At 33.8% G+C, this 19,266-nt stretch carries 15 protein-coding genes; 6 read left to right on the forward strand and 9 right to left on the reverse strand.

The features are described from left to right. Positions 1-4: 4 nt before the first annotated feature. On the reverse strand, positions 5-1,480 hold the full coding sequence (locus tag ACM39_RS08530) for an ATP-binding protein (protein WP_048510608.1): 1,476 nt from the start codon (positions 1,478-1,480) through the stop codon (positions 5-7). Positions 1,481-2,116: 636 nt separating this feature from the next. Between ACM39_RS08530 and ACM39_RS08535 the strand changes: the two genes are divergently transcribed. Further along, a complete protein-coding gene (locus ACM39_RS08535; RefSeq protein ID WP_048510609.1) occupies positions 2,117-5,008 on the forward strand; it encodes an AsmA-like C-terminal region-containing protein in 2,892 nt (963 codons plus the stop codon). 56 nt (positions 5,009-5,064) lie between these two features. Here the strand turns inward: ACM39_RS08535 and ACM39_RS08540 are convergent, their stop codons facing one another. The 4 genes from ACM39_RS08540 to egtD are packed head-to-tail and all read right to left on the reverse strand — an operon-like array spanning position 5,065 to position 9,734. After that, positions 5,065-6,630: an ABC transporter permease/substrate-binding protein gene (locus ACM39_RS08540; RefSeq protein WP_048510610.1), complete on the reverse strand. Its 1,566-nt coding sequence runs from the start codon at positions 6,628-6,630 to the stop codon at positions 5,065-5,067. Then, on the reverse strand, positions 6,627-7,550 hold the full coding sequence (locus ACM39_RS08545; protein ID WP_048510611.1) for an ABC transporter ATP-binding protein: 924 nt from the start codon (positions 7,548-7,550) through the stop codon (positions 6,627-6,629). The genes ACM39_RS08540 and ACM39_RS08545 overlap by 4 nt, the downstream gene beginning before the upstream one ends. A gap of 9 nt (positions 7,551-7,559) precedes the next feature. Continuing rightward, the gene (gene egtB, locus ACM39_RS08550) at positions 7,560-8,732 is read right to left on the reverse strand and encodes an ergothioneine biosynthesis protein EgtB (protein WP_048510612.1); all 1,173 of its coding nucleotides are present in this window, start codon (positions 8,730-8,732) and stop codon (positions 7,560-7,562) included. A 15-nt stretch (positions 8,733-8,747) separates the two neighbouring features. Then, complete coding sequence (gene egtD, locus ACM39_RS08555; protein WP_048510613.1) at positions 8,748-9,734, reverse strand: L-histidine N(alpha)-methyltransferase; 987 nt, start codon at positions 9,732-9,734, stop codon at positions 8,748-8,750. A gap of 187 nt (positions 9,735-9,921) precedes the next feature. Between egtD and ACM39_RS08560 the strand changes: the two genes are divergently transcribed. The 4 genes from ACM39_RS08560 to ACM39_RS08575 all read left to right on the forward strand — a co-directional run bounded on the left by ACM39_RS08560 (position 9,922) and on the right by ACM39_RS08575 (position 11,725). Next, a complete protein-coding gene (locus ACM39_RS08560) occupies positions 9,922-10,149 on the forward strand; it encodes a hypothetical protein (RefSeq protein WP_048510614.1) in 228 nt (75 codons plus the stop codon). A 10-nt stretch (positions 10,150-10,159) separates the two neighbouring features. Continuing rightward, positions 10,160-10,387, forward strand: coding sequence for a hypothetical protein (locus tag ACM39_RS08565; RefSeq protein WP_131701432.1), 228 nt, complete (start codon positions 10,160-10,162; stop codon positions 10,385-10,387). 35 nt (positions 10,388-10,422) lie between these two features. Beyond that, positions 10,423-11,034 (forward strand): alpha-ketoglutarate-dependent dioxygenase AlkB family protein, encoded by a 612-nt coding sequence (locus ACM39_RS08570; RefSeq protein ID WP_048510616.1) that lies wholly within the window; start codon positions 10,423-10,425, stop codon positions 11,032-11,034. A 118-nt stretch (positions 11,035-11,152) separates the two neighbouring features. Continuing rightward, on the forward strand, positions 11,153-11,725 hold the full coding sequence (locus ACM39_RS08575) for a ferritin-like domain-containing protein (RefSeq protein ID WP_048510617.1): 573 nt from the start codon (positions 11,153-11,155) through the stop codon (positions 11,723-11,725). Between the two features lie 81 nt (positions 11,726-11,806). Here the strand turns inward: ACM39_RS08575 and ACM39_RS08580 are convergent, their stop codons facing one another. The 4 genes from ACM39_RS08580 to ACM39_RS08595 all read right to left on the reverse strand — a co-directional run bounded on the left by ACM39_RS08580 (position 11,807) and on the right by ACM39_RS08595 (position 17,697). After that, the gene (locus tag ACM39_RS08580; protein ID WP_048510717.1) at positions 11,807-13,105 is read right to left on the reverse strand and encodes a TolC family protein; all 1,299 of its coding nucleotides are present in this window, start codon (positions 13,103-13,105) and stop codon (positions 11,807-11,809) included. Positions 13,106-13,158: 53 nt separating this feature from the next. Beyond that, positions 13,159-15,573 (reverse strand): ABC transporter permease, encoded by a 2,415-nt coding sequence (locus ACM39_RS08585; protein ID WP_048510718.1) that lies wholly within the window; start codon positions 15,571-15,573, stop codon positions 13,159-13,161. Between the two features lie 124 nt (positions 15,574-15,697). Next, entirely contained in the window at positions 15,698-16,420 is a 723-nt protein-coding gene (locus ACM39_RS08590) for an ABC transporter ATP-binding protein (protein ID WP_048510618.1), read from the reverse strand. Positions 16,421-16,449: 29 nt separating this feature from the next. Next, complete coding sequence (locus ACM39_RS08595; protein WP_048510619.1) at positions 16,450-17,697, reverse strand: efflux RND transporter periplasmic adaptor subunit; 1,248 nt, start codon at positions 17,695-17,697, stop codon at positions 16,450-16,452. 204 nt (positions 17,698-17,901) lie between these two features. Here ACM39_RS08595 and ACM39_RS08600 point away from each other — a divergent pair, with 204 nt between their 5' ends. Next, complete coding sequence (locus tag ACM39_RS08600) at positions 17,902-19,245, forward strand: sigma-54-dependent transcriptional regulator (RefSeq protein ID WP_048510620.1); 1,344 nt, start codon at positions 17,902-17,904, stop codon at positions 19,243-19,245. Positions 19,246-19,266 lie beyond the last annotated feature (21 nt).

A 19,266-nucleotide genomic window follows, 5' to 3' on the forward strand; every position in this document is an offset into this window, starting at 1 on the left:
AAAATTAATTTAAAGGTAAAGTGAAATAAAACGTAGATCCTTCATCTACTTTACTAGATACTCCAATATTTCCGTGATGTTGTTTGATAATTTCAGAACAGATAAACAGACCGATTCCCATTCCCTGAAATTGCAGTGATGATTCCTCTACACGGTAAAATTTATGAAAAACAGCATCTTGTTTAAAATCAGGAATACCGATTCCGAAGTCTGTCACATTTACTTTGACTTCCTGCTCTTCCTCATCTACAAATGTTGTGACAATTATCTGATTATTTTGAGGAGAATATTTGATGGCATTTGTGAGGAAATTGATTAAAACCTGCTCAATACGTACTTCATCAAGAGGAATTAAGATATCAGGTTTGATTCCGTGACGCTCTATCCTAACTTTATTTTCATCATGGGTCTGCAAAATAGTTTCGATCGCATTATCAATAACATTTTCCAGATTAGCAGGTTTTTTATTGATTTTAAGTTTTCCGTTTTCTATTTTGGAAACGTCAAGAAGATCAGTGATTAAATTATTCAGTTTTTCGATTTGATCCTGGACTTTGGTCATAAATCCGGCTTCAGCACTTTCTTTGTCAAGTTTCAGTTTACGATCTAACAGCTGGACATAAGCTTTTATGCTTGTAAGAGGTGTTTTCAGCTCATGACTGGCGATACTTAAAAACTCGTCTTTTTCTTTCTCTACTTTTTTTTGATCATCTATATCAGTAAAAGTTCCTACCCAGTTTTTAATAATATTCCCATCATGTACCGGTGTTACGCGCAATAAATGATAACGGTAAACTCCCGACTTACTATTTTTTATCCTGATCTCTAATTCAAGAGCTTTTCCCTTTCTTTTACAGCGCTCAAATTCATCTTTTATGTTAAGATCATCCGGATGTGTTTCAGGAAAATCTGTATCAGAATCTGAATATTCATACCATTTCCCATTCACAAAATCTACAATTCCTTCTTCATTCAAGGTAAAGGCAATCTGCGGTAAAGATTCCAGCATCAGGTGAAAGTGATCAATCTGAGATTTCATGGTAACCTGAGATTCTCTTCTCCCTTTTACTTCAAGTTCGAGGCTTTGCTGTGTTTTTTTCATCGCCAAATTCTGTTCCTGAAGACTGTAAAAAGTTTTAACTTTTAATAAAAGAATTTCAGGATCTACAGGTTTTGTGACATAATCTTTCCCACCGGAAGCATATCCACGCGTGATGAATTTTTTTTCCGTATTTACAGCAGATAAAAATATGATGGGTACTTCCTTGGTTTTGCTGTAACCAGCTAATGCCTCAGCAACCTCGAATCCGTCCATTTCCGGCATCTGTACATCTAAAATAATTAGGGCATAATTATTTTTAAGTGCTTTCCCCAGCGCCTCTTCACCAGAACCGGCTATATCGACCTTAAAATCTTTAGATTCAAGCAATTTTTTCAGTGAATAAAGATTATTTTGGTTATCATCAACAATTAAGATCATAAAAACGTAAAATCAATAATTTATTATGTTTACTTAGATGTCAAAAATAATCACAATATTCGGAAAAACGGTTATTTTTCAACCATTTTCTATACACATACCACATTTATAAACTTTTAAACTAAATTTTAAGAAAAATATTCACAAAAGAATATTACAGTAAAACAAATACGTTTCTGGCAGTCCCTCAACTGTTTAAGTGTATAAAATACTAAAAAAGCCTTCTATTACAGTAAAAATTACACTTATTTTGATTATTCTCGGCATAGTGTTTGAATACAGAGTGACAACACTTTTTTTCACTTTACATATATATTATCAATTTTTAAACTCCTGAGATTTTCAGGAGTTTTATTTTAATATAATAGCAAAAAAAATCCCCAACTATCGTCGGGGATTAAAAACTAATAACCATGAAAACTCAATTAAACATGAGAATCGGTTGCAAATCTAAAACATTTCTGTCAAACAATATATTTTAAAGCCCTTTTTATCTTATTTTAACAAAGCTCTAACAAATCTTTATGATTTACCTGATTTCACAGTTAATATTGTTCTTGGCTTGATTTTAGATAATTGACAATTATATATGTATATCATATCTAAAAGACTGTTAAAATCAAAAATTATCTGCATATGGAAAGGTTTAAGAAAATAACGCTAATAATCCTAAAATGGAGTGGAATTTCATTGGTATCAATTCTGTTTTTGATGTTTATTATTCCTATTTTATTTCCCGGAACGATATCTGAACAGGTAAAAATATTTGCTAATAAACACCTTTCAGGGAAACTTGATTATAAAAGTACCCGGCTTACTTTTTTCAGACATTTCCCGTCTCTTACAGTATCTGTGGACAACCTGGTTTTGCAGGGTTCAAAGCCTTTTCAGAATGACACTCTGCTTGCCGCAAAAGAAGTTGCGGTAGGAATAAATTTAAAAAATCTGATTTTCAACCGTGAAGTAAAAATTGATGAAATATATGTTACAAATGCCTATGTAAATGTTTTTGTAAATAGCAAAGGAGAAGCAAATTATAATGTCTACACCTCCAAACCGTCCGGAAAGCCGTCCGATACAACAGAAGCAGGTGCATCTATCAAACTTGATCTGATTAAATTCAGAAACTGCCACGTAAAATATAATGATCATGCTGCAAGAATTTTAGTAGATGCAAAAGGGCTGAATTATACAGGAAAAGGAGGTTTAAGTGAAGATATTTTTGATTTGGAAACCGACCTTGATATTGATAAAGTTGATTTCAGCTTAAATAGAATATATTATGCGAAACAAAAAACGCTGCATGCTGATTTGGTTACCAGAGTCAATACCAATGCCTTGACTTTTGTATTAAGAAAAAACGAATTAAAAATTAATGATCTTCCATTAAAATTTATTGGGTTTGTAAGTATTCTTAAAGACGGATATAATCTTGATATACAAGCTTCCTCTGAAAAAACTACCATTCGTGAAATGATTTCCGTATTGCCTCCACAATATCTCGACTGGGCAAAAGACACAAAAATAGAAGGCAATAGTAACCTGTACTTCAATATAAAAGGAAGATTCAGTGAACCGAAAAACCTTAAACCCAGAGTAAAAGTACGTCTTTTAGTAGAAAATGGTTTTGTTTCCAACGGAAAAGCGCCCGTTCCGATGAATAATCTTAATATGGATTTGAATGTGGATTTACCATCCTTAGATACGAATCAGCTTGCAATAGATTTAAGAAAACTAAATTTTGATCTTGGCCAAAACAATAGTTTCCGTGCTTATGTATCCACAAAAGGCTTAGATGAAATGATGATTAAAGCAGATATAAAAGGAGCGGTCAATCTTCAGACATTACAACAGGCATTAGGATTAAAAGATATTGATATGCGCGGACTTATGGATACTAATATTAAGTCAAACGGAATTTTTAATTTAGATAAAAAACTATTTCCGAGAACAAACGGATATATTAATCTTAAGAACGGCTGGCTAAAAACCAAATATTATCCCAATCCTATTCAGAATATAAACCTGGTAGCCAATATCAATAATACTGACGGTACTTTCAAAAGTCTCGGAGTAAAACTAAACCCTTTCAGTTTTGATTTTGAAGGAAATCCTGTCTTTGTAAATGCCGATTTACAGAATTTTGAAGATCTTCTGTACAAAGTAAAAGCAAAAGGAGTGTTGAATGTCGGAAGGATTTATAGAGTTTTTGCTAAAAAAGGCTTAGATCTCAGTGGATTAATTATGGCAGATCTTTCTTTAAACGGGCGACAAAGCTATGCCACAACAGGTCAGTACAGCAAACTTGACAACAGAGGGACTTTAATCTTAAAAAATATAAAGGCTACTACAGAATATTTACCAAAATCATTTTATATAAAAGAAGGAAATTTCCAATTTGAAAACGAAAAAATGTGGTTCAGAAAGTTCTTTGCCACGTATGGGAAATCAGACTTTGCATTGAATGGCTATCTTTTAAATACCATAAATTACTTTATTGAAAGGAAGGGTACACTTCATGGAAAATTTGTACTGAATTCCAATTACATATTGATTGATGAATTTATGGCGCTGAAAAATGGAGATAATACAAAAAAATCAATTGAAGTTGACTATGCAAAAATTGAAAATCCGAAAAGCAGCGGTGTTGTAATTATCCCTAAAAATCTGGATGTAGCTTTGGAAGCTAATGCCAAAAAGGTTGAATTTAAAGGGTTAAATTTAAATCACCTTAAAGGCCTTGCTTCTGTAAATAACGGTGAAGTCTATCTTAAAAATACATCTTTTGACATTATCGGAAGCCGAATGAATATCGATGCACGTTATCAGGATGAATCTCCTTTAACAGCCAATTATGATGTGGTACTTAAAGTTCAGGATTTCGATGTTCAGCGGGCCTATAAAGAAATAGATATGGTGCGTGAAATGGCAACTGCTGCAAAAGATGTAAAAGGAATTGTATCGCTGGATTATAAATTGAAGGGTGATTTTGATAAAAATATGAGCCCAATTTATCCTTCATTAGAAGGTGGAGGAATTGTAAACCTTCGTGATGTAGAAGTGAAAAATCTCAAAATGCTTTCCGCGGTCGGTGATAATATCGGTGCCGATGCTTTTGATAACCCCGATATGAAAGGTGTAAATATCGAAACTCATATTAAAAATAACTTGATTCATGTTGATAAGTTCACCTTTAAAGTTTCAATTTTGAGACCTTCCATAAGCGGAACAACAAGTTTTAACGGGTTACTAGATTTACAGGTAAGAATTGGTCTTCCGCCTGGTGGATGGATAGGATTTCCGATTGTGGTAACAGGAACTCACGAAAATCCTAAAGTTAAGATTTTCAGTAAAAAAGGTCAGGGGATTATTGCTGCCTTATATAATAAAAAATCAAATAAGGTGATTCGTGAAGAGAGACGGGCGGAGAAAAAAACGAGAAGACAACAGCGTAAAGATAAGGAAGCTCAAGAGCAGAAAGCCAAAAACGCAGAAAAACAAATCAATAAAGATCTCAAAGAGAAATAAAAATTTTATTCAGATACATTTAAGAAAGGCTCTAAATATCAATATTTAGAGCCTTTTTAATTTGAATCCAGATAATTTTTTAAATCTGATATATTTTTTATCTTCAATTCTACTGCTTGCTGTCTACGCATCATTAAAGCATATGAATTATTAAATCCGAGCGGTTGCAGCCACTGAATCCCATATTGTTTTTTAAATTCGGAATTGACATAATCATATGTCTTATCCGGATTTTGTGTCACCGTTTTAATGGTTTGTTCCGTTGGTTTTAGTAAAACCAGAAGTCCTGTTCCTGTATATTCAGAATAAAAATCTATTGCGTCATTTATTAATGCGTCAAAACAAATTTTAGTTCCTCCCAATCCTGTTTTGGTCTCTACTTTATAATCTGTATAACCTTCAATCAACATTTTGTACATTTCTGTAAGGATATATTGTTCACCAAAAATCTTTGAGCCAATTCGTAAAGTTCCGGAATTACCTCTACGTTTTTTTTTATATAAATTGTTTTTAATTAAAAAATCCTTAGCAATTTTCTCAGGTGTTTGGTGAAGGTAATCAGATTTATAGTTTAAATCTGTCATAATAGAGTCATTAAATTTTCCAGCCAGTAAATTTAATGTTGTTTCCAGCTCAGGAAACTTTTCCAATGTTTTTGTTTTAATAATCGGTGCTGCAAAATAGGGAGGAAATATTTTTTTATCGTCATTCAGTACATACAAATCAAATGCTTTGATTCGACCGTCAGTAGAATATCCGCTGATAAGGTCTAATTCATTTTCGTAAGCCGCTTTATACATTATGGCATCACTTACAACCAGAGGATTTACATTAAGTCCATACACATTGCGTAAACCCAGATCTCCATCCTGCCTTCCCATAAATTCAGGGGTAAAACCTGCTTTAATCTTATTTTCTGAAACAGAAGTCCAAAAATAAGCAACTCCAACAGTGAGAAATATAACAAAAATTATATATTTTAGTTTTTGAAACAATTGATACCCCGATTTTTGCAAAAGTGCAATCGTCTGATCCAACAATATAGCCAATAATGCTGCAGGAATTGCTCCTGCAAGAATCATATTGGTATTGTTGAGTGAAATTCCCCCAAAGATAAATTCTCCCAAACCGCCTGCCGCAACAAATGATGCTAACGTTGCTACCCCAACATTGATCACAGCCGCGGTTCTTATCCCCGCCATAATAACATGCATTGCCAAAGGAAGTTCCACTTTAAAAAGGAGCTGGCTTTTATTCATCCCCATTGCTTTTGCAGCTTCAATGACGATAGGATTTACACCTGTAATTCCCGTATAGGTATTACGAATTATAGGCAAGAGGGCATAAATCAACAAAGCAGCAATGGCCGGTGCTATGCCAATTCCCAAAGCGGGAATCATAAAACCCAGCAAAGCAATACTGGGAATAGTTTGTAAAACACCCGCAATCCCAAGCACAGGGCTGGAAAGTTTTCTTCTTCGGGCAATCAGTATACCTAAAGGTACACCTATAATAATTGCTAAAAATAAAGACAAAAAAGTAAGGGCAAGATGTTGGACAATCTGAGTTTCCAACTTTATATGCTGTTCTATAATGAATTGCCAAAGACTTTGTTGCATCATACTATCTGTAATTTTCTGTAATCATTAAATGCCTTGATCAATTTTTCATAATCATCAGCATTCCTATTATCCGAACTCAATTGTTGTAAAGCATTCCAGACATTGGTATTTTCATTAAATTTGAATTTATCATGTAAATTTTCAGAATCAGAAAAACAAAAATTTATATCCTGTAAAGATGTTATCTTATATTCCAGTAAAAGTCGGTTTTCAACAAAAAAGTTCCTTGCAAAATCATTCTTAGGATGATATAGCATTTCTTTTGGTGTATCAATTTGAATAATTTTCCCTTTATCCATCAAACATATCCGGTGCCCAAGTTCAAATGCTTCCTGTACGTCATGAGTAACGAGAATAATTGTTTTGTTTTTAAGCTCTTCCAACGATTTAAATTCTGAATGAATATCAGCTTTGGTAATATTGTCTAATGCTCCGAAAGGTTCATCCATTAATAAAACCGGTGTGTTGGCAATCAAAGCTCTGGCTATTCCTACCCTTTGCTGCTGCCCTCCGCTTAATTCATTGGGAAAACGTGAAAGTATATCTTCGGAAAGATGGAGTTTATCCAAAAGCTCCTCTGTTCTGTTTTGTATCCTCCTTTTATCCCATTTTAGCAATTCCGGAATTACAGAAATATTTTGTTTAATAGTATAATGAGGGAATAATCCCGAATGTTGCATTACAAAACCGATCCCCATCCGTAGTTCCTCTATTTTTTGATCACGGATATTTTTACCGTCAATCAAAATATTCCCAGAATCTGCCTCTATAAGCCTATTAATCATCTTCAGGGTTGTCGTTTTTCCGCAGCCACTGGTTCCTAAAAGCACAAAAATTTCTTTGTTATGAGCCTGAAAAGAAATATTGTCTACTGCAGGATTTCCATTAAAATTCTTTGAAACCGATTCTACTGTTATCATTGGCAAAAGTTATTTAGCAAGCCTGATTCCTGTGAACTGCCAACGCAAATTCGTCGGGAAAAAATTACGATAGGTACTTCTGCTGTGCCCGGCAGGTGTGGCTTCTGAAGCTCCGCGAAGAACCATTTGATTGACCATAAATTTCCCATTATATTCACCGACAGCACCGGCTTCTTTTTTAAAGCCCGGATATGGTAAATATGCAGAATTCGTCCATTCCCAGCGGCTCCCCCATTCAAAATGTTCAGATGCCACTTCCCATTCTGCTTCGGTTGGCAAACGCATTCCTTTCCAGGATGCAAAAGCTGAGGCTTCAAAGAAATTAATATGACAAACAGCCTCATTCAGCTCTACTTCTTCCAGACCATTTAAGGTGTAATTCATCCATTTACCATCCATAAAATGCCAATATAAAGGGGACTTTGCATTGTTTTGTTTTACCCAGTCCCAACCTTCGGCATGCCAATGTTTAAAGTCGTTATAACCCCCTGCTTTCATGAACTCTACATATTCTCTATTGCTAACCAATCTATCAGCAATTTCAAAATCATTTAAATAAACTTTATGCCTATCAAGTTCATTATCGAAACAAAAACCATTTCCATTAAACCCAATCTCATAGACTCCTTCAGAAAATTTTATCATTTCAGATTCTTCAAGATGTATTTTGGGGGATTTTGGTTCTTTTTTATAAGCAGGAAAAAGTGGGTTGTGTCCTAAAATATATTTAATATCGGTAATTAATAATTCCTGATGTTGCTGCTCATGATTAAGCCCTAACTCTAATAATGATTCTATTTTTTTGTTCACCAGTTCGCTTTGCAGAAAGTTTTCCATCTGTTCATCAACATATTGTCGATACTTATAAATGTCAGAAACAGAAGGACGGCTCAGGTTTCCTCTGTCAGTACGAATTACCCTTGCCCCGATTGTTTCATAATAGCTGTTAAAAACAAAATTATATTGAGCATCGAAAACTTTATAATCGGGAAAATTCGGAATAAGGATAAAAGTTTCAAAAAACCAGGTTGTATGACCAAGATGCCACTTGGGAGGACTTACATCTACTATTGGCTGCACTACATAATCCTCAATTTCTAAAGAAGCGCATATCTCTTCAGAATGTTTACGAATGTCAATATATTTTCTGACTAAATCTGTGATAATGGGATTTGGTGTCATGATTTATAATTTTGGTTACTTATTTACTTGCCATACGGTATCTACAAACCATTTTTTTGAATCTTTAATTTCACCTATCGTTTTAAAACCTGATTTTTCACTTAATTCTTTTATTTTTTCATCAGAAAATTTTTGTGAAACTTCCATATCAATCAATTCATTTTCTTCAAACGAAATCGTGTCATTACCTATCGTTATATCTTGTTTTTTGAGACTCACAAGATAACTTCTACAAGCTCCGCTTACAGGATCATAATTCTGATAATGCTGAAATTGCCCTATATTAAAATCTGCATCAAGTTCTCTGTTAATACGGATCAGAAGATTAAGGTTAAAAGCTGCTGTAATACCAGATTTATCATTATAAGCATTGAGAATAATGTGTGGGTTTTTCTTTAAATCAAATCCTATTAAAAGAATATCTCCGGAAGTCAAATTTTGGTTTATATCAGTGAGAAATTTTTCAGCCTCATCAATATTCATATTCCCGATATTGCTGCCTAAAAACAAAATAACTTTCCTTCTGGAAGACAATGAGGCAGCTTTTTTAAGCATTTCAAAATATTCACCTTCCAGACTGGTAATTTTCAAGTCCGGAAGCTGCTTTTTAAATTTTTCATTTAATATCGAAAGAATATTCCCGGAAATATCAATAGGCATATAAGTAAATTCCACCTTTTTCTCAACAAGGTATTTTAGAAGATAAGAAGATTTCATGGCGTCACCTGCACCCAATTCAATCAGGTCAAATGGCTCATTTCCCTGCATTATAAGATTGGTAAGTTCTGCCGTTTTGTTTTTGAATATATCCAACTCGCATGTTGTAAGGTAATATTCCGGCATTGTCATGATTTCCTGAAAAAGATGATCCCCTATTTTATCATAAAAATATTTCGAAGATAATTTTTTCGGATTACTTTTTAAACCTGCAATAACATCGTTTCGAAAGCTCTCCTTATGATCATTCTCTATCTCAGAATTGGTATCTAGCTGTAAATTCATATTTAATATTTTCTATGGTTTTTAGGTAAATACAACTTTCTTGCCGCTATCTGCATCATTTCCCATAAAAATACCCTTATGGAATTTGATTAATTTAAATATACGTTTTAATTTAAAAAACTGATTAATATTATTAATAAACTTATAATGGCACAATTTATTCATTAATACAATTAAATATCACACCATGTCAAGTAAAGATTTTAAAAAAGAAGAATTCGTAAGAAATAACGAAGGACAATATCAGTTAGAGTTTAAAACTCTGGAAATCGGTCAGGGCTCAAATTTAACAGTTGAAAGAAAAAATGAAACAGGAGAATACGAAACTATTCAGGCCGAAATAAAAAGAAATAATGACAGTATTTTTATAAACTGGAGTGAGCCTTTTGACGGAAGAATTATTTTTGAAAACTAAAAAACATCTTATGAAATATAATGAAGCTAAACAATATAAGAAAGAAGCTTTGGAGAAAGCCGATGAGTCTGTACTTCAAAATTATCATATCGTAATCACACCTGCCAATACTGATGATAGCACAAAATATATTGAGGATTTTGTGAAAAAGCCTGATTCTTTTACGGATGAGAGTTGTAAAAAATATACTTCTCAGGATGATTATGAAGTGGTAAGTTTCAAAAAAGATGAAGATTAAAAAATTTAAGAATTTGTTACTCTTAAAAGACGTTTATGAACCAGCTAAGTTTATTCGGCTCTGAAGATTATTATCAATTTCCTGAGGAATTGTTAGAATATACAGAGCATTTTCTTACGGAAAAAGAAGCCGATGAACTTAAAGAAAAGCTATTAAAAATAGTTCCCTGGAAACAAACGACTCAAAAGATGTATGATAAAACAGTTATCACCCCCAGACTTACTGCCTGGTTTGGTGATGATAATATATCTTATAAGCTTGATGGCCGTCAATTTAATGTTAACCCCTGGCTCCCCGAACTTTTACTTTTAAAGCATAGAATAGAAGAAAGTTCGGGATATGAGTTTAATTCTGTTTTACTGAATTTATACAGAAACGGCAATGATTCTGTAGCGTGGCACCGCGATAAAGAAAGTGAGTTGGGAAACAGGCCTGTTATTGCCTCCGTAAGTCTGGGGCAGGTAAGAAACTTTGACTTTAGGAAAGTTGATAATCACCATCAAAAGTATAGTTTGCCTCTTCAGCATGGCTCATTACTCTTTATGAAAGGTGATTTACAGGTAAATTGGGAGCATCGCATTGCTAAATCTTCAAAACCAATGCAACCGCGGATCAATCTTACATTTCGTTTGGTACGAAAACTGTAAATTATATTAGTTCATACCACAACCCTGATACGGTATATCTGTAATAAATAAAGATATAACATTGGTCTTATAATTGCAGAAGTTACATTATTAAAATTAATCACTAAATTATATTATTATGAAAGTTAACACAGCAACTAAAAAAACAAGTGCTAAAGTGGCCCCGGCAAAAAAAGCAGCTCCGAAAACTCCCGCCAAGAAAGATGCAGCAAAAGGATTGAAAGATCTATTTGAAGATTCCCTGAAAGACATTTATTGGGCAGAGAAGGCGCTTGTGAAAGCATTGCCGAAAATGCAGAAAAATGCAACCAGCGAAAAGCTGAAAACTGCTATTGAAAAACATATTACCGAAACTGAGGGACATGTAGACAGATTGGAAAAATGTTTTAAAGCTTTGGGAAAAAAAGCTCAGGCCAAAAAATGCGATGCCATGCAAGGATTATTAGATGAAGGCAAAAGCATTATGGAGGAGACCCAGCCAGGAGCGGTAAGAGATGCAGGTATTATCGCTGCTGCGCAAAAAGTAGAGCATTATGAAATCGCTACTTACGGTACCCTAGCCGCTTATGCCAAAGTTTTAAAAGAAGATGAATGTCTTAAAAATTTGCTAAAAACTCTTCAAGAAGAAAAGAACTGTGATTCTACCTTAACAAAAATCGCTGATACCACTTTAAATGCTAAAGCAAAGTAAAAGTAATTTACAGCAATTAAAAATTTAAGAGACCTCTACAGGTTTCTTAAATTTTTTTTTTGCTAGAAATTACTTAGCGAATTATAACTCGGATTTCAGAACCTTTAACAATTCTGTCTGCTGAATCACATCATTTTTGCTGCTTATCAGATTATAATTTGCCTGAAGCCAATTGTTTCTTACTACAAAAAAAGTATAAGCATCCATTAGGCCTTCTTTATATTTTTCTTCTGATTTCTGAAAGGATAGTCTTTGATTTTCAAAATTTGATTCCAAAATACCATACTTTTCCTGAGCATTTAAAAATTGAGCTTTGATTGAGGTAATACTCTGTGTAAGATTATTAACAATCAATTCTTTATCATAACTGAAATTAATCACATTCAATTTTGCAATTTCTGTATTGTTTTTGATCTGAAGCTTATTAAAAACCGGGATATTAAGTCCGAAAGACAGAGATTGATTCTTATTTTGAGTAAACTGATCTGAAAACCCCGTCGTAGAAATATCATTTTTACCTAAATATTTGTTATAAAAGCTTGACCAACTGTAACTTCCGGTAAGGCTTGGCAAATAAGCAGATCTTATGACATCTACATTTTTTTCCTGAGCTTTGATGTCTGCAATGATTGCCTGATATGCCGGATTATTTTCTAATAACCTTTTAGTAAAATCAGGGGTATTAAAGTCTTCTTGTGATAAAATCTCTTCATTATTCATCACAAAATCTAAAGAATCCTGAGTAATAGCCAAAGCGTTAAGAAGATTAATTTTTGCCAAATCACGTTGGTTTTTCGCCGTCACCCACTGCTCCTGTAAGGTTCCTAAGTTGGCTTTTATATCATAAATATCACTTTTTGAACGGCTTCCTATCTCAGCTTCTTTTTCAGTTCGTTTAATTTGTTCTTCAATTCCTGAAATCTGAGTTTCTAAAACTTCAAGCCAGCTTTTACTGTTGTGATAGGCAAAAAACGTCTGGATAACATTCAGTTTTACTTCATTTTGAGCCTGTTTCAGTTTGTATGTGCTTGTTTCTTTGTTGAGTTTTGACAAGGAGATAGTAACATAATTCCGCCAATTGAAAAGTTCAACATTTGCCTGTACTATAAACTGATCATACTGAGTATTAAGCGCTTCCCTCTGGTTATTTGATTGATTAATTGAAGAACCGAAACTATAACTATGATTCATCGCTGCATCTACAGAAGGCAATAGCATTCCCTTTGATGCAGCAATCTGTCTGTCATTTCTTTTAATATTTACTGTTGCCTGTTTTACAAGCGGATGGTTTGCAGAAGCATATTCCAGACACTGTTGCAGGTTCCAGGTTTGTTGTGCAGGAAATAACCCAACAAAAAATATGAAAATAAAATTTTTCATGTAAAAAATTAATTTAAATATATTGTAATGAAAATAAGACTTTCCAATAAGCATTATTCGTATTTAAGATATTTTACAAGATTCACTTTTGTTGCCTGATAAGCTTTGATGCTTACAACCACAAATGTCAAAAGAAGCAGAACAAACAAACTAAAGATAAACGGCCAAACCGGCATATCAATCCGGTAAGCGAAATCTTTCAGCCATTCGTTCATCAGATAATAGCTTATCGGAATACTAATTAAAACAGCAATTAACGTAATCCAAAGGAATTGTTTTGTTAAACCAACAATGAGAATCCCATCTGAAGCACCTAACGTTTTTCTGATAGCAACATCTTTCAGCTTCTGCTCAATCATCAATGAAGATAAAGCAAATAGCCCTAATAACGCCACCATCAAAACCATTGCGTTCAGAATTGTAAAAAGTGTCTGCTGTTTCTGATATCTTTCGAATGTTTTTGCAAATTTTTTATCAATAAAATATGAATCAAAAGGATAGCCCGGCTCTACATTATCCATCCAATAACTCTTAAGCCTTTTTACGGTCCCTTCTATGTCATCTGCTTTTAGTTTTAATTGAATGTTGTTCATATTGAATCTTTTCCATTCGGTTTCCCTATAGTGGAAAAATATCATCGGCTCTACTTCACTTTGCAAGCTTCTGATATTGAAATCCTTTATAATCCCAACAATATGATATGGCTTATAATCAAATCCTGGCCTGATGTCTCTTTTCATTGCCTGATCGTTTGTCCATCCAAATTTCCTGACAAAAGCTTCATTCACCAATGCACTATTTATCGTATCTGAGGATAATTTTGGGTTCAGCCAACGCCCTTTGAGAAGCTTAACTCCCATAAACTGAAGATAACCATAGTCCATAGAACCGTGCTGCGCATTGATACTGGTGTTCATATAATCCATATTAGAACTGCTGTAATTGTTGGTTCCGGGAGGCGCTTCTCCATACGAAATACTTTCTACACCCTGAATTTTCGCCATTTCGGTTCTTAGCCTTTCATATTTCAGCCAAGGTTTTCCGTTGCTATAATCATTAAAATTAATCTGAAAAATTTGATTTCCATTGAAACCTAAATCTTTATTCATCATATATTTCACCTGTTGACTGATAACCAATCCGCCGATAATAAAAAATGAAGAAATAATCAATTGTAAGGTCAGAATTCCGTTTCTGAGCCAGATTCCGTGCTTGCTTCTGGCAAAATTTCCTTTTAAGGTTTCTATTGCTTTAAAGTTAGCAAGATAAGTCGCTGGAATTAGTCCTGAAACAAGCGTCACCAGAATCACCATCAAGAATGAATAAAAGTAAATATGCCAATCGTCCATCACGATTTCCTTCTCATAAAACTTGTTGAAGCTTGGTAAAAGAAGCTCTGTCAATGCTAGGGACAAAAGATACGAAACAAAACAAATCACAAAAGTCTCCAATAAAAACTGAAGAATAAGTTTAGATTTTGTACTTCCAATCGCTTTTCTTACCCCAATTTCTTTAGCTCGCTGGGCAGCTTGTGCCGTTTTCAGATTGATGAAATTAATTGCTGATAAAATCACAATCAGAACAGAAAGTGCGAACAGAATCATCAACGTTTTGAAATCCGGTTTTCCGAACCACGATGATTCAGCGTGAAGTTTTATTTTGTCAAGTGAAGTTAATATAGACGACGTCGGTCCATAAGTATCAATATATTGCTGAGGTGTCATTCCTGTATTTTTGGAATTTCTCTTCGCTCGCATCATTATGATATCCTGAAATTTTCTTTCAAAGGCTTTTGGGTCTGCATCTTTTTTCAGCAGGAAAAATCCGGCATAATTGAAATTTCCCCATTGTTCCTTATCATTTTTCAACTGCTCTGCAGGTTTTATAACAAATTCAGGTTTTATCTGGCTGTTTCCTTTGGGAAGTTCATATACAGACGTTACTATAAAGTCCTTATTATTGAGTTTGATGGTTTCTCCGACAACATCAGTTTTACCAAACAGCTTTTTGGCAGTTCCTGTAGAGATACTGATATTGTTGTCATTTTTAAATGCCTCTTTATAGCTTCCTGCGGCTAGTGTAAATGGAAAAAGATTGAAAAAATTATCACTTACCATAAAACCTTCTTCGACATAAGCAGTTTTATTTTTGGTTATCATTTTATAGGCAATTCCATTGTTGGTTATCAAAACATAATCCTGAACTTCAGAGATTCGTTTAGAAGCATTTTCTGCTAACGGATAAGAAATAGCTGCTCCGTAAATATTTTCTTTTTTATTATAAGTCTGGAAATAATAAATATTATCTTTCTTCGGGTTCCATTTTTCGAAAGATTCTTCGTCATTCCAATGCATCAGAATGAGCATAAATCCGGTAAGACCAACTGTCAGTCCAAACAAATTGATTACAGTTGACAACCAGTTTTTTTTATAATTGATGAAAGCAATTTTGAGCCAGTTATTAAACATAATTTTATAATTATTTAGCAATGAAGGCATATTCTCAACACGACATAAGTCGAAAATATATCTAACATCAAAGAAGCAGAGCTTCCACGGTTATTAATTTTAGAATATAATTTAGTTGATGAAACTATTGCAGTTCTTTAGCGTCCGCTTTTTCAAAGACATCTTTTCTTTGAGAAGCATGTTCTTCATTAAATATTTCGCCGTCTTTCATATTTACAATCCTTGATGCAAAACCTGCATCGTAAGAAGAATGCGTTACCATCACAATGGTAGAACCTTCCCTGTGAAGTTCTGCTAAAAGATTCATCACTTCATTGCCATTTGAACTGTCAAGATTTCCCGTAGGTTCATCAGCAAGAATTAATCTCGGTTTCGTTACCAGAGCCCTTGCAACTGCCGCTCTCTGCTGTTGTCCCCCTGAGAGCTGTTGTGGATAGTGCTTTGCACGATGGCTGATATTTATTTGTTCCATAATTTCCTCGACACGCTTTTTCCTTTCAGAAGAGGAGACACCGTTATAAATTAATGGTAATTCTATATTTTCATAAACATTTAGCTCGTCTATCAGATTAAAATTTTGGAAAATAAATCCTATATTTTTCTTTCGAATCGCAGACTTCTTTTTTTCTCCTGCCTTGATTGTTTCCTCTCCCGCAAATTTGTAGGAACCGGAAGAAGCATCATCCAATAAGCCAAGAATATTAAGAAATGTAGATTTTCCACAACCTGAAGGCCCCATAATGGCTACAAACTCTCCTTCTTTGATATTAAGGCTTATGTTGCTCAGGGCATTGGTCTGTACGTCCTCAGTTTTATAAATTTTAGAAAGATTCTGAATATTGATCATTGTAATTCTTGTTTACGTTTAAAGTTTAATTAATTTTTATTTTTAATCTCAAGGATTTCGTATTTTTTAATATCTGAATAATCTGATGTTATCACGGTTTCACCACTTTTCAGCCCTGAAACAACTTCGTAATATAAAGGATTTTCACGGCCCAAAACAATATTTCTTTTCTCTGCTTTATTTCCCTTTATTACAAAGATCCATTTTCCGTTGGTATCTTTATAAAAATTCCCTTTAGGAATCATCATGCTTTGAGTATCTGCTGAAAGCTTAAGTTTAACGCCAAAAGTCATCCCTATTTTCAGGTTTTGCGGTTTTTCGTCTGTAAAATTCAGTTCTGTGGAAAATTGACCGTCTTTTACTTCAGGAAGAATTTTTGTAATAATCACATTGTATTGCTTACCATCATTATCCAAATTTCCTTTAATGCCGTTCTGAAGTTTATTAATGTAATATTCATCAACTTTGGCAACCAGCTTATATCCATCCATCCAATCAATTTTACCAATGCTCTGCCCTGTAGTAAGATTTTCTCCGATTGAAACATTAAAAGATGACAGCCGCCCGGATGCAGGTGCCATAATCAAAAAGTTATTTTTATTGGAACGTAATATCTCAAGACTTTTTTCCATTTGGCTGATGGAGGAATTAACAGCAGCTATCTGTGAACCTCTGGATTTTTTTTCGTTAAAAGCTCCTTTTTCTATGATTGATTTTCTTTGTTTCTGATAATTAAGATTCTGCAGGCTTATATCATAGTCTGTCTTTTTACCTATTTCCGCATCATAAAGACGTTTTTGTAAATTATATGATTGCAAAGCTGTATTATAATCATTTTGAGACTGTAATAGTTCTTTATCTTCAGCAAACTCCTGATTTTTAAGTTCAAGAAGGGTACTTCTCATCTGGCTGATTTGCTGCATAATACCCGTTTCCTGATTCAGGTAATTAAATTCTGTATTCGGATTGTAAACCTGTGCGATTGGCTGACCTTTGATCAGCATCTGCCCGTCCTCAGCAAATAGTTGCTTTATCGCACCACCTTCCAAAACATTTACCAGAGAAGAGTTCAGAGATTGCGTCTGTGCAGTTACCATCAGCATATCTTCAAACTTCCCATGTGTAACTTCATCAGCCTGAATCTCTTCTGTTGAAATATTATACGTCTTTTTTTGTTTGATAAAATACATGCTGAAGAGGGATAATCCCACAATTATCAACAATCCGGTTAAAACAAATTTCAGTTTAGATTTCTTTTTTACTATTTTCGTATCCATATTAAGATAACTCGTTTGCTTACAATTAATTACACAATGCAAGTGCCATAAAATTATAATTTTGTAAGTCTTTGAAAATCTGGAATAAAGCTTTAAAATCTATTCTGAAAACTGTTCATTTTCGAACACTTTTTGTACGAAAACGAACACTGAGCTTATATTTTTCAAATGAGTTTTTTTTATTTTAATTAATTATTAAAGATAATGCGTAAAAAAGAAGCTCATATTTTGATTGTAGACGATGATGAAGATATTTTATTTTCTGCAAAGGTTTGGCTTAAAAAATTTTTCTCACAGGTGAGCTGTCTCAGCCAACCGTCAAAAATCGTCAAATTTTTAACTGAAAATCAAATTGACACCGTTGTTTTAGATATGAATTTTAGAAAAGGATTCGAAAATGGCCAGGATGGTCTGTATTGGATGAACGAAATAAAAACCCTTGAGCCACAGCTTCCCATTATTCTCATGACCGCATACGGTGAAGTGGAATTGGCAGTCGAAGCCTTAAAAAACGGAGCTTCTGATTTCATTCTCAAACCGTGGAATAACGAAAAACTGTACGCGTCCGTAAACCTTGCGGTAGATATTTCCCGAAAAAATAAAAAACTCAGTCAATGGGAAAATATTAATATAAAAAGCAATCAATATCAGCTGGATAGTCATTCGGATAAGATGCATGAAGTCCTTGAACAAATAAAAAAAGTTTCCCCAACTGATGCCAATATTCTTCTTTTAGGTGAAAACGGAACGGGAAAATATGTTTTGGCGGAGTCTATTCATGAACAATCTAGCAGGAGAAGCGAACCTTTTGTGCATGTTGATTTAGGCAGTATTTCTGAAAATCTTTTTGAAGCTGAATTATTTGGGTATAAAAAAGGAGCTTTTACAGATGCTTATCAGGACTATGCAGGAAAAATAGAAAATGCCCAAAATGGGACTGTTTTTTTAGATGAAATAGGCAATCTTCCTCTGCAACTTCAAACTAAGCTGTTGAGTTTAATCCAAAACAGAAAACTATCCAGAATTGGAGAAACAAAAGAAAGATTATTAGATGTCCGCTTCATCTTTGCAACCAATGAAAATCTGAAAAAAGCCGTAGCCGAGAACCGCTTCCGTCAGGATTTATATTATAGAATCAATACCGTAGAAATTAATATTCCCGCGTTAAGAGAGAGACAGGAAGACATTGATATTCTTTCAGTATATTTTTTAGACAGATACAGGCTAAAATATCATAAACCCAATTTAGAATTATCCGAAAATCTATTAACTCAACTCAAAAATTACCGTTGGCCGGGAAACATTCGAGAGCTTGATCACTGCATAGAAAGAAGCGTAATTTTATCAAACGACAAACATCTTCAACTATTAATGCCTCAATCTGAAGAATATGAAAGTACAATTATCAATCTTAATATTGAAGAAATGGAAGAAACACTCATAAAAAAAGCTTTAACAAAACATAAAGGAAACATATCTTTAGCTGCTGAGGATTTGGGGCTTTCAAGGGCTGCTTTATACAGAAGAATGGAAAAATTCGGATTATAATTGAATATATATGTAAATTTT

The sequence above is a fragment of the Chryseobacterium sp. FH2 genome (genome assembly GCF_001045455.1).
In the GTDB taxonomy this organism is placed as follows: Bacteria; Bacteroidota; Bacteroidia; order Flavobacteriales; family Weeksellaceae; genus Chryseobacterium.

Bases quoted from the DNA above. Each gene is read 5' to 3' on its own strand.
- ACM39_RS08535 (WP_048510609.1), top strand. From the start codon at position 2,117: ATGGAAAGGTTTAAGAAAATAACGCTAATAATCCTAAAATGGAGTGGA.
- ACM39_RS08580 (WP_048510717.1), bottom strand. From the start codon at position 13,105: ATGAAAAATTTTATTTTCATATTTTTTGTTGGGTTATTTCCTGCACAA.
- ACM39_RS08570 (WP_048510616.1), top strand. From the start codon at position 10,423: ATGAACCAGCTAAGTTTATTCGGCTCTGAAGATTATTATCAATTTCCT.
- ACM39_RS08575 (WP_048510617.1), top strand. From the start codon at position 11,153: ATGAAAGTTAACACAGCAACTAAAAAAACAAGTGCTAAAGTGGCCCCG.
- ACM39_RS08565 (WP_131701432.1), top strand. From the start codon at position 10,160: ATGAAATATAATGAAGCTAAACAATATAAGAAAGAAGCTTTGGAGAAA.
- ACM39_RS08530 (WP_048510608.1), bottom strand. From the start codon at position 1,480: ATGATCTTAATTGTTGATGATAACCAAAATAATCTTTATTCACTGAAA.
- ACM39_RS08540 (WP_048510610.1), bottom strand. From the start codon at position 6,630: ATGATGCAACAAAGTCTTTGGCAATTCATTATAGAACAGCATATAAAG.
- ACM39_RS08545 (WP_048510611.1), bottom strand. From the start codon at position 7,550: ATGATAACAGTAGAATCGGTTTCAAAGAATTTTAATGGAAATCCTGCA.
- egtB (WP_048510612.1), bottom strand. From the start codon at position 8,732: ATGACACCAAATCCCATTATCACAGATTTAGTCAGAAAATATATTGAC.
- ACM39_RS08600 (WP_048510620.1), top strand. From the start codon at position 17,902: ATGCGTAAAAAAGAAGCTCATATTTTGATTGTAGACGATGATGAAGAT.
- ACM39_RS08585 (WP_048510718.1), bottom strand. From the start codon at position 15,573: ATGTTTAATAACTGGCTCAAAATTGCTTTCATCAATTATAAAAAAAAC.
- egtD (WP_048510613.1), bottom strand. From the start codon at position 9,734: ATGAATTTACAGCTAGATACCAATTCTGAGATAGAGAATGATCATAAG.
- ACM39_RS08595 (WP_048510619.1), bottom strand. From the start codon at position 17,697: ATGGATACGAAAATAGTAAAAAAGAAATCTAAACTGAAATTTGTTTTA.
- ACM39_RS08590 (WP_048510618.1), bottom strand. From the start codon at position 16,420: ATGATCAATATTCAGAATCTTTCTAAAATTTATAAAACTGAGGACGTA.
- ACM39_RS08560 (WP_048510614.1), top strand. From the start codon at position 9,922: ATGTCAAGTAAAGATTTTAAAAAAGAAGAATTCGTAAGAAATAACGAA.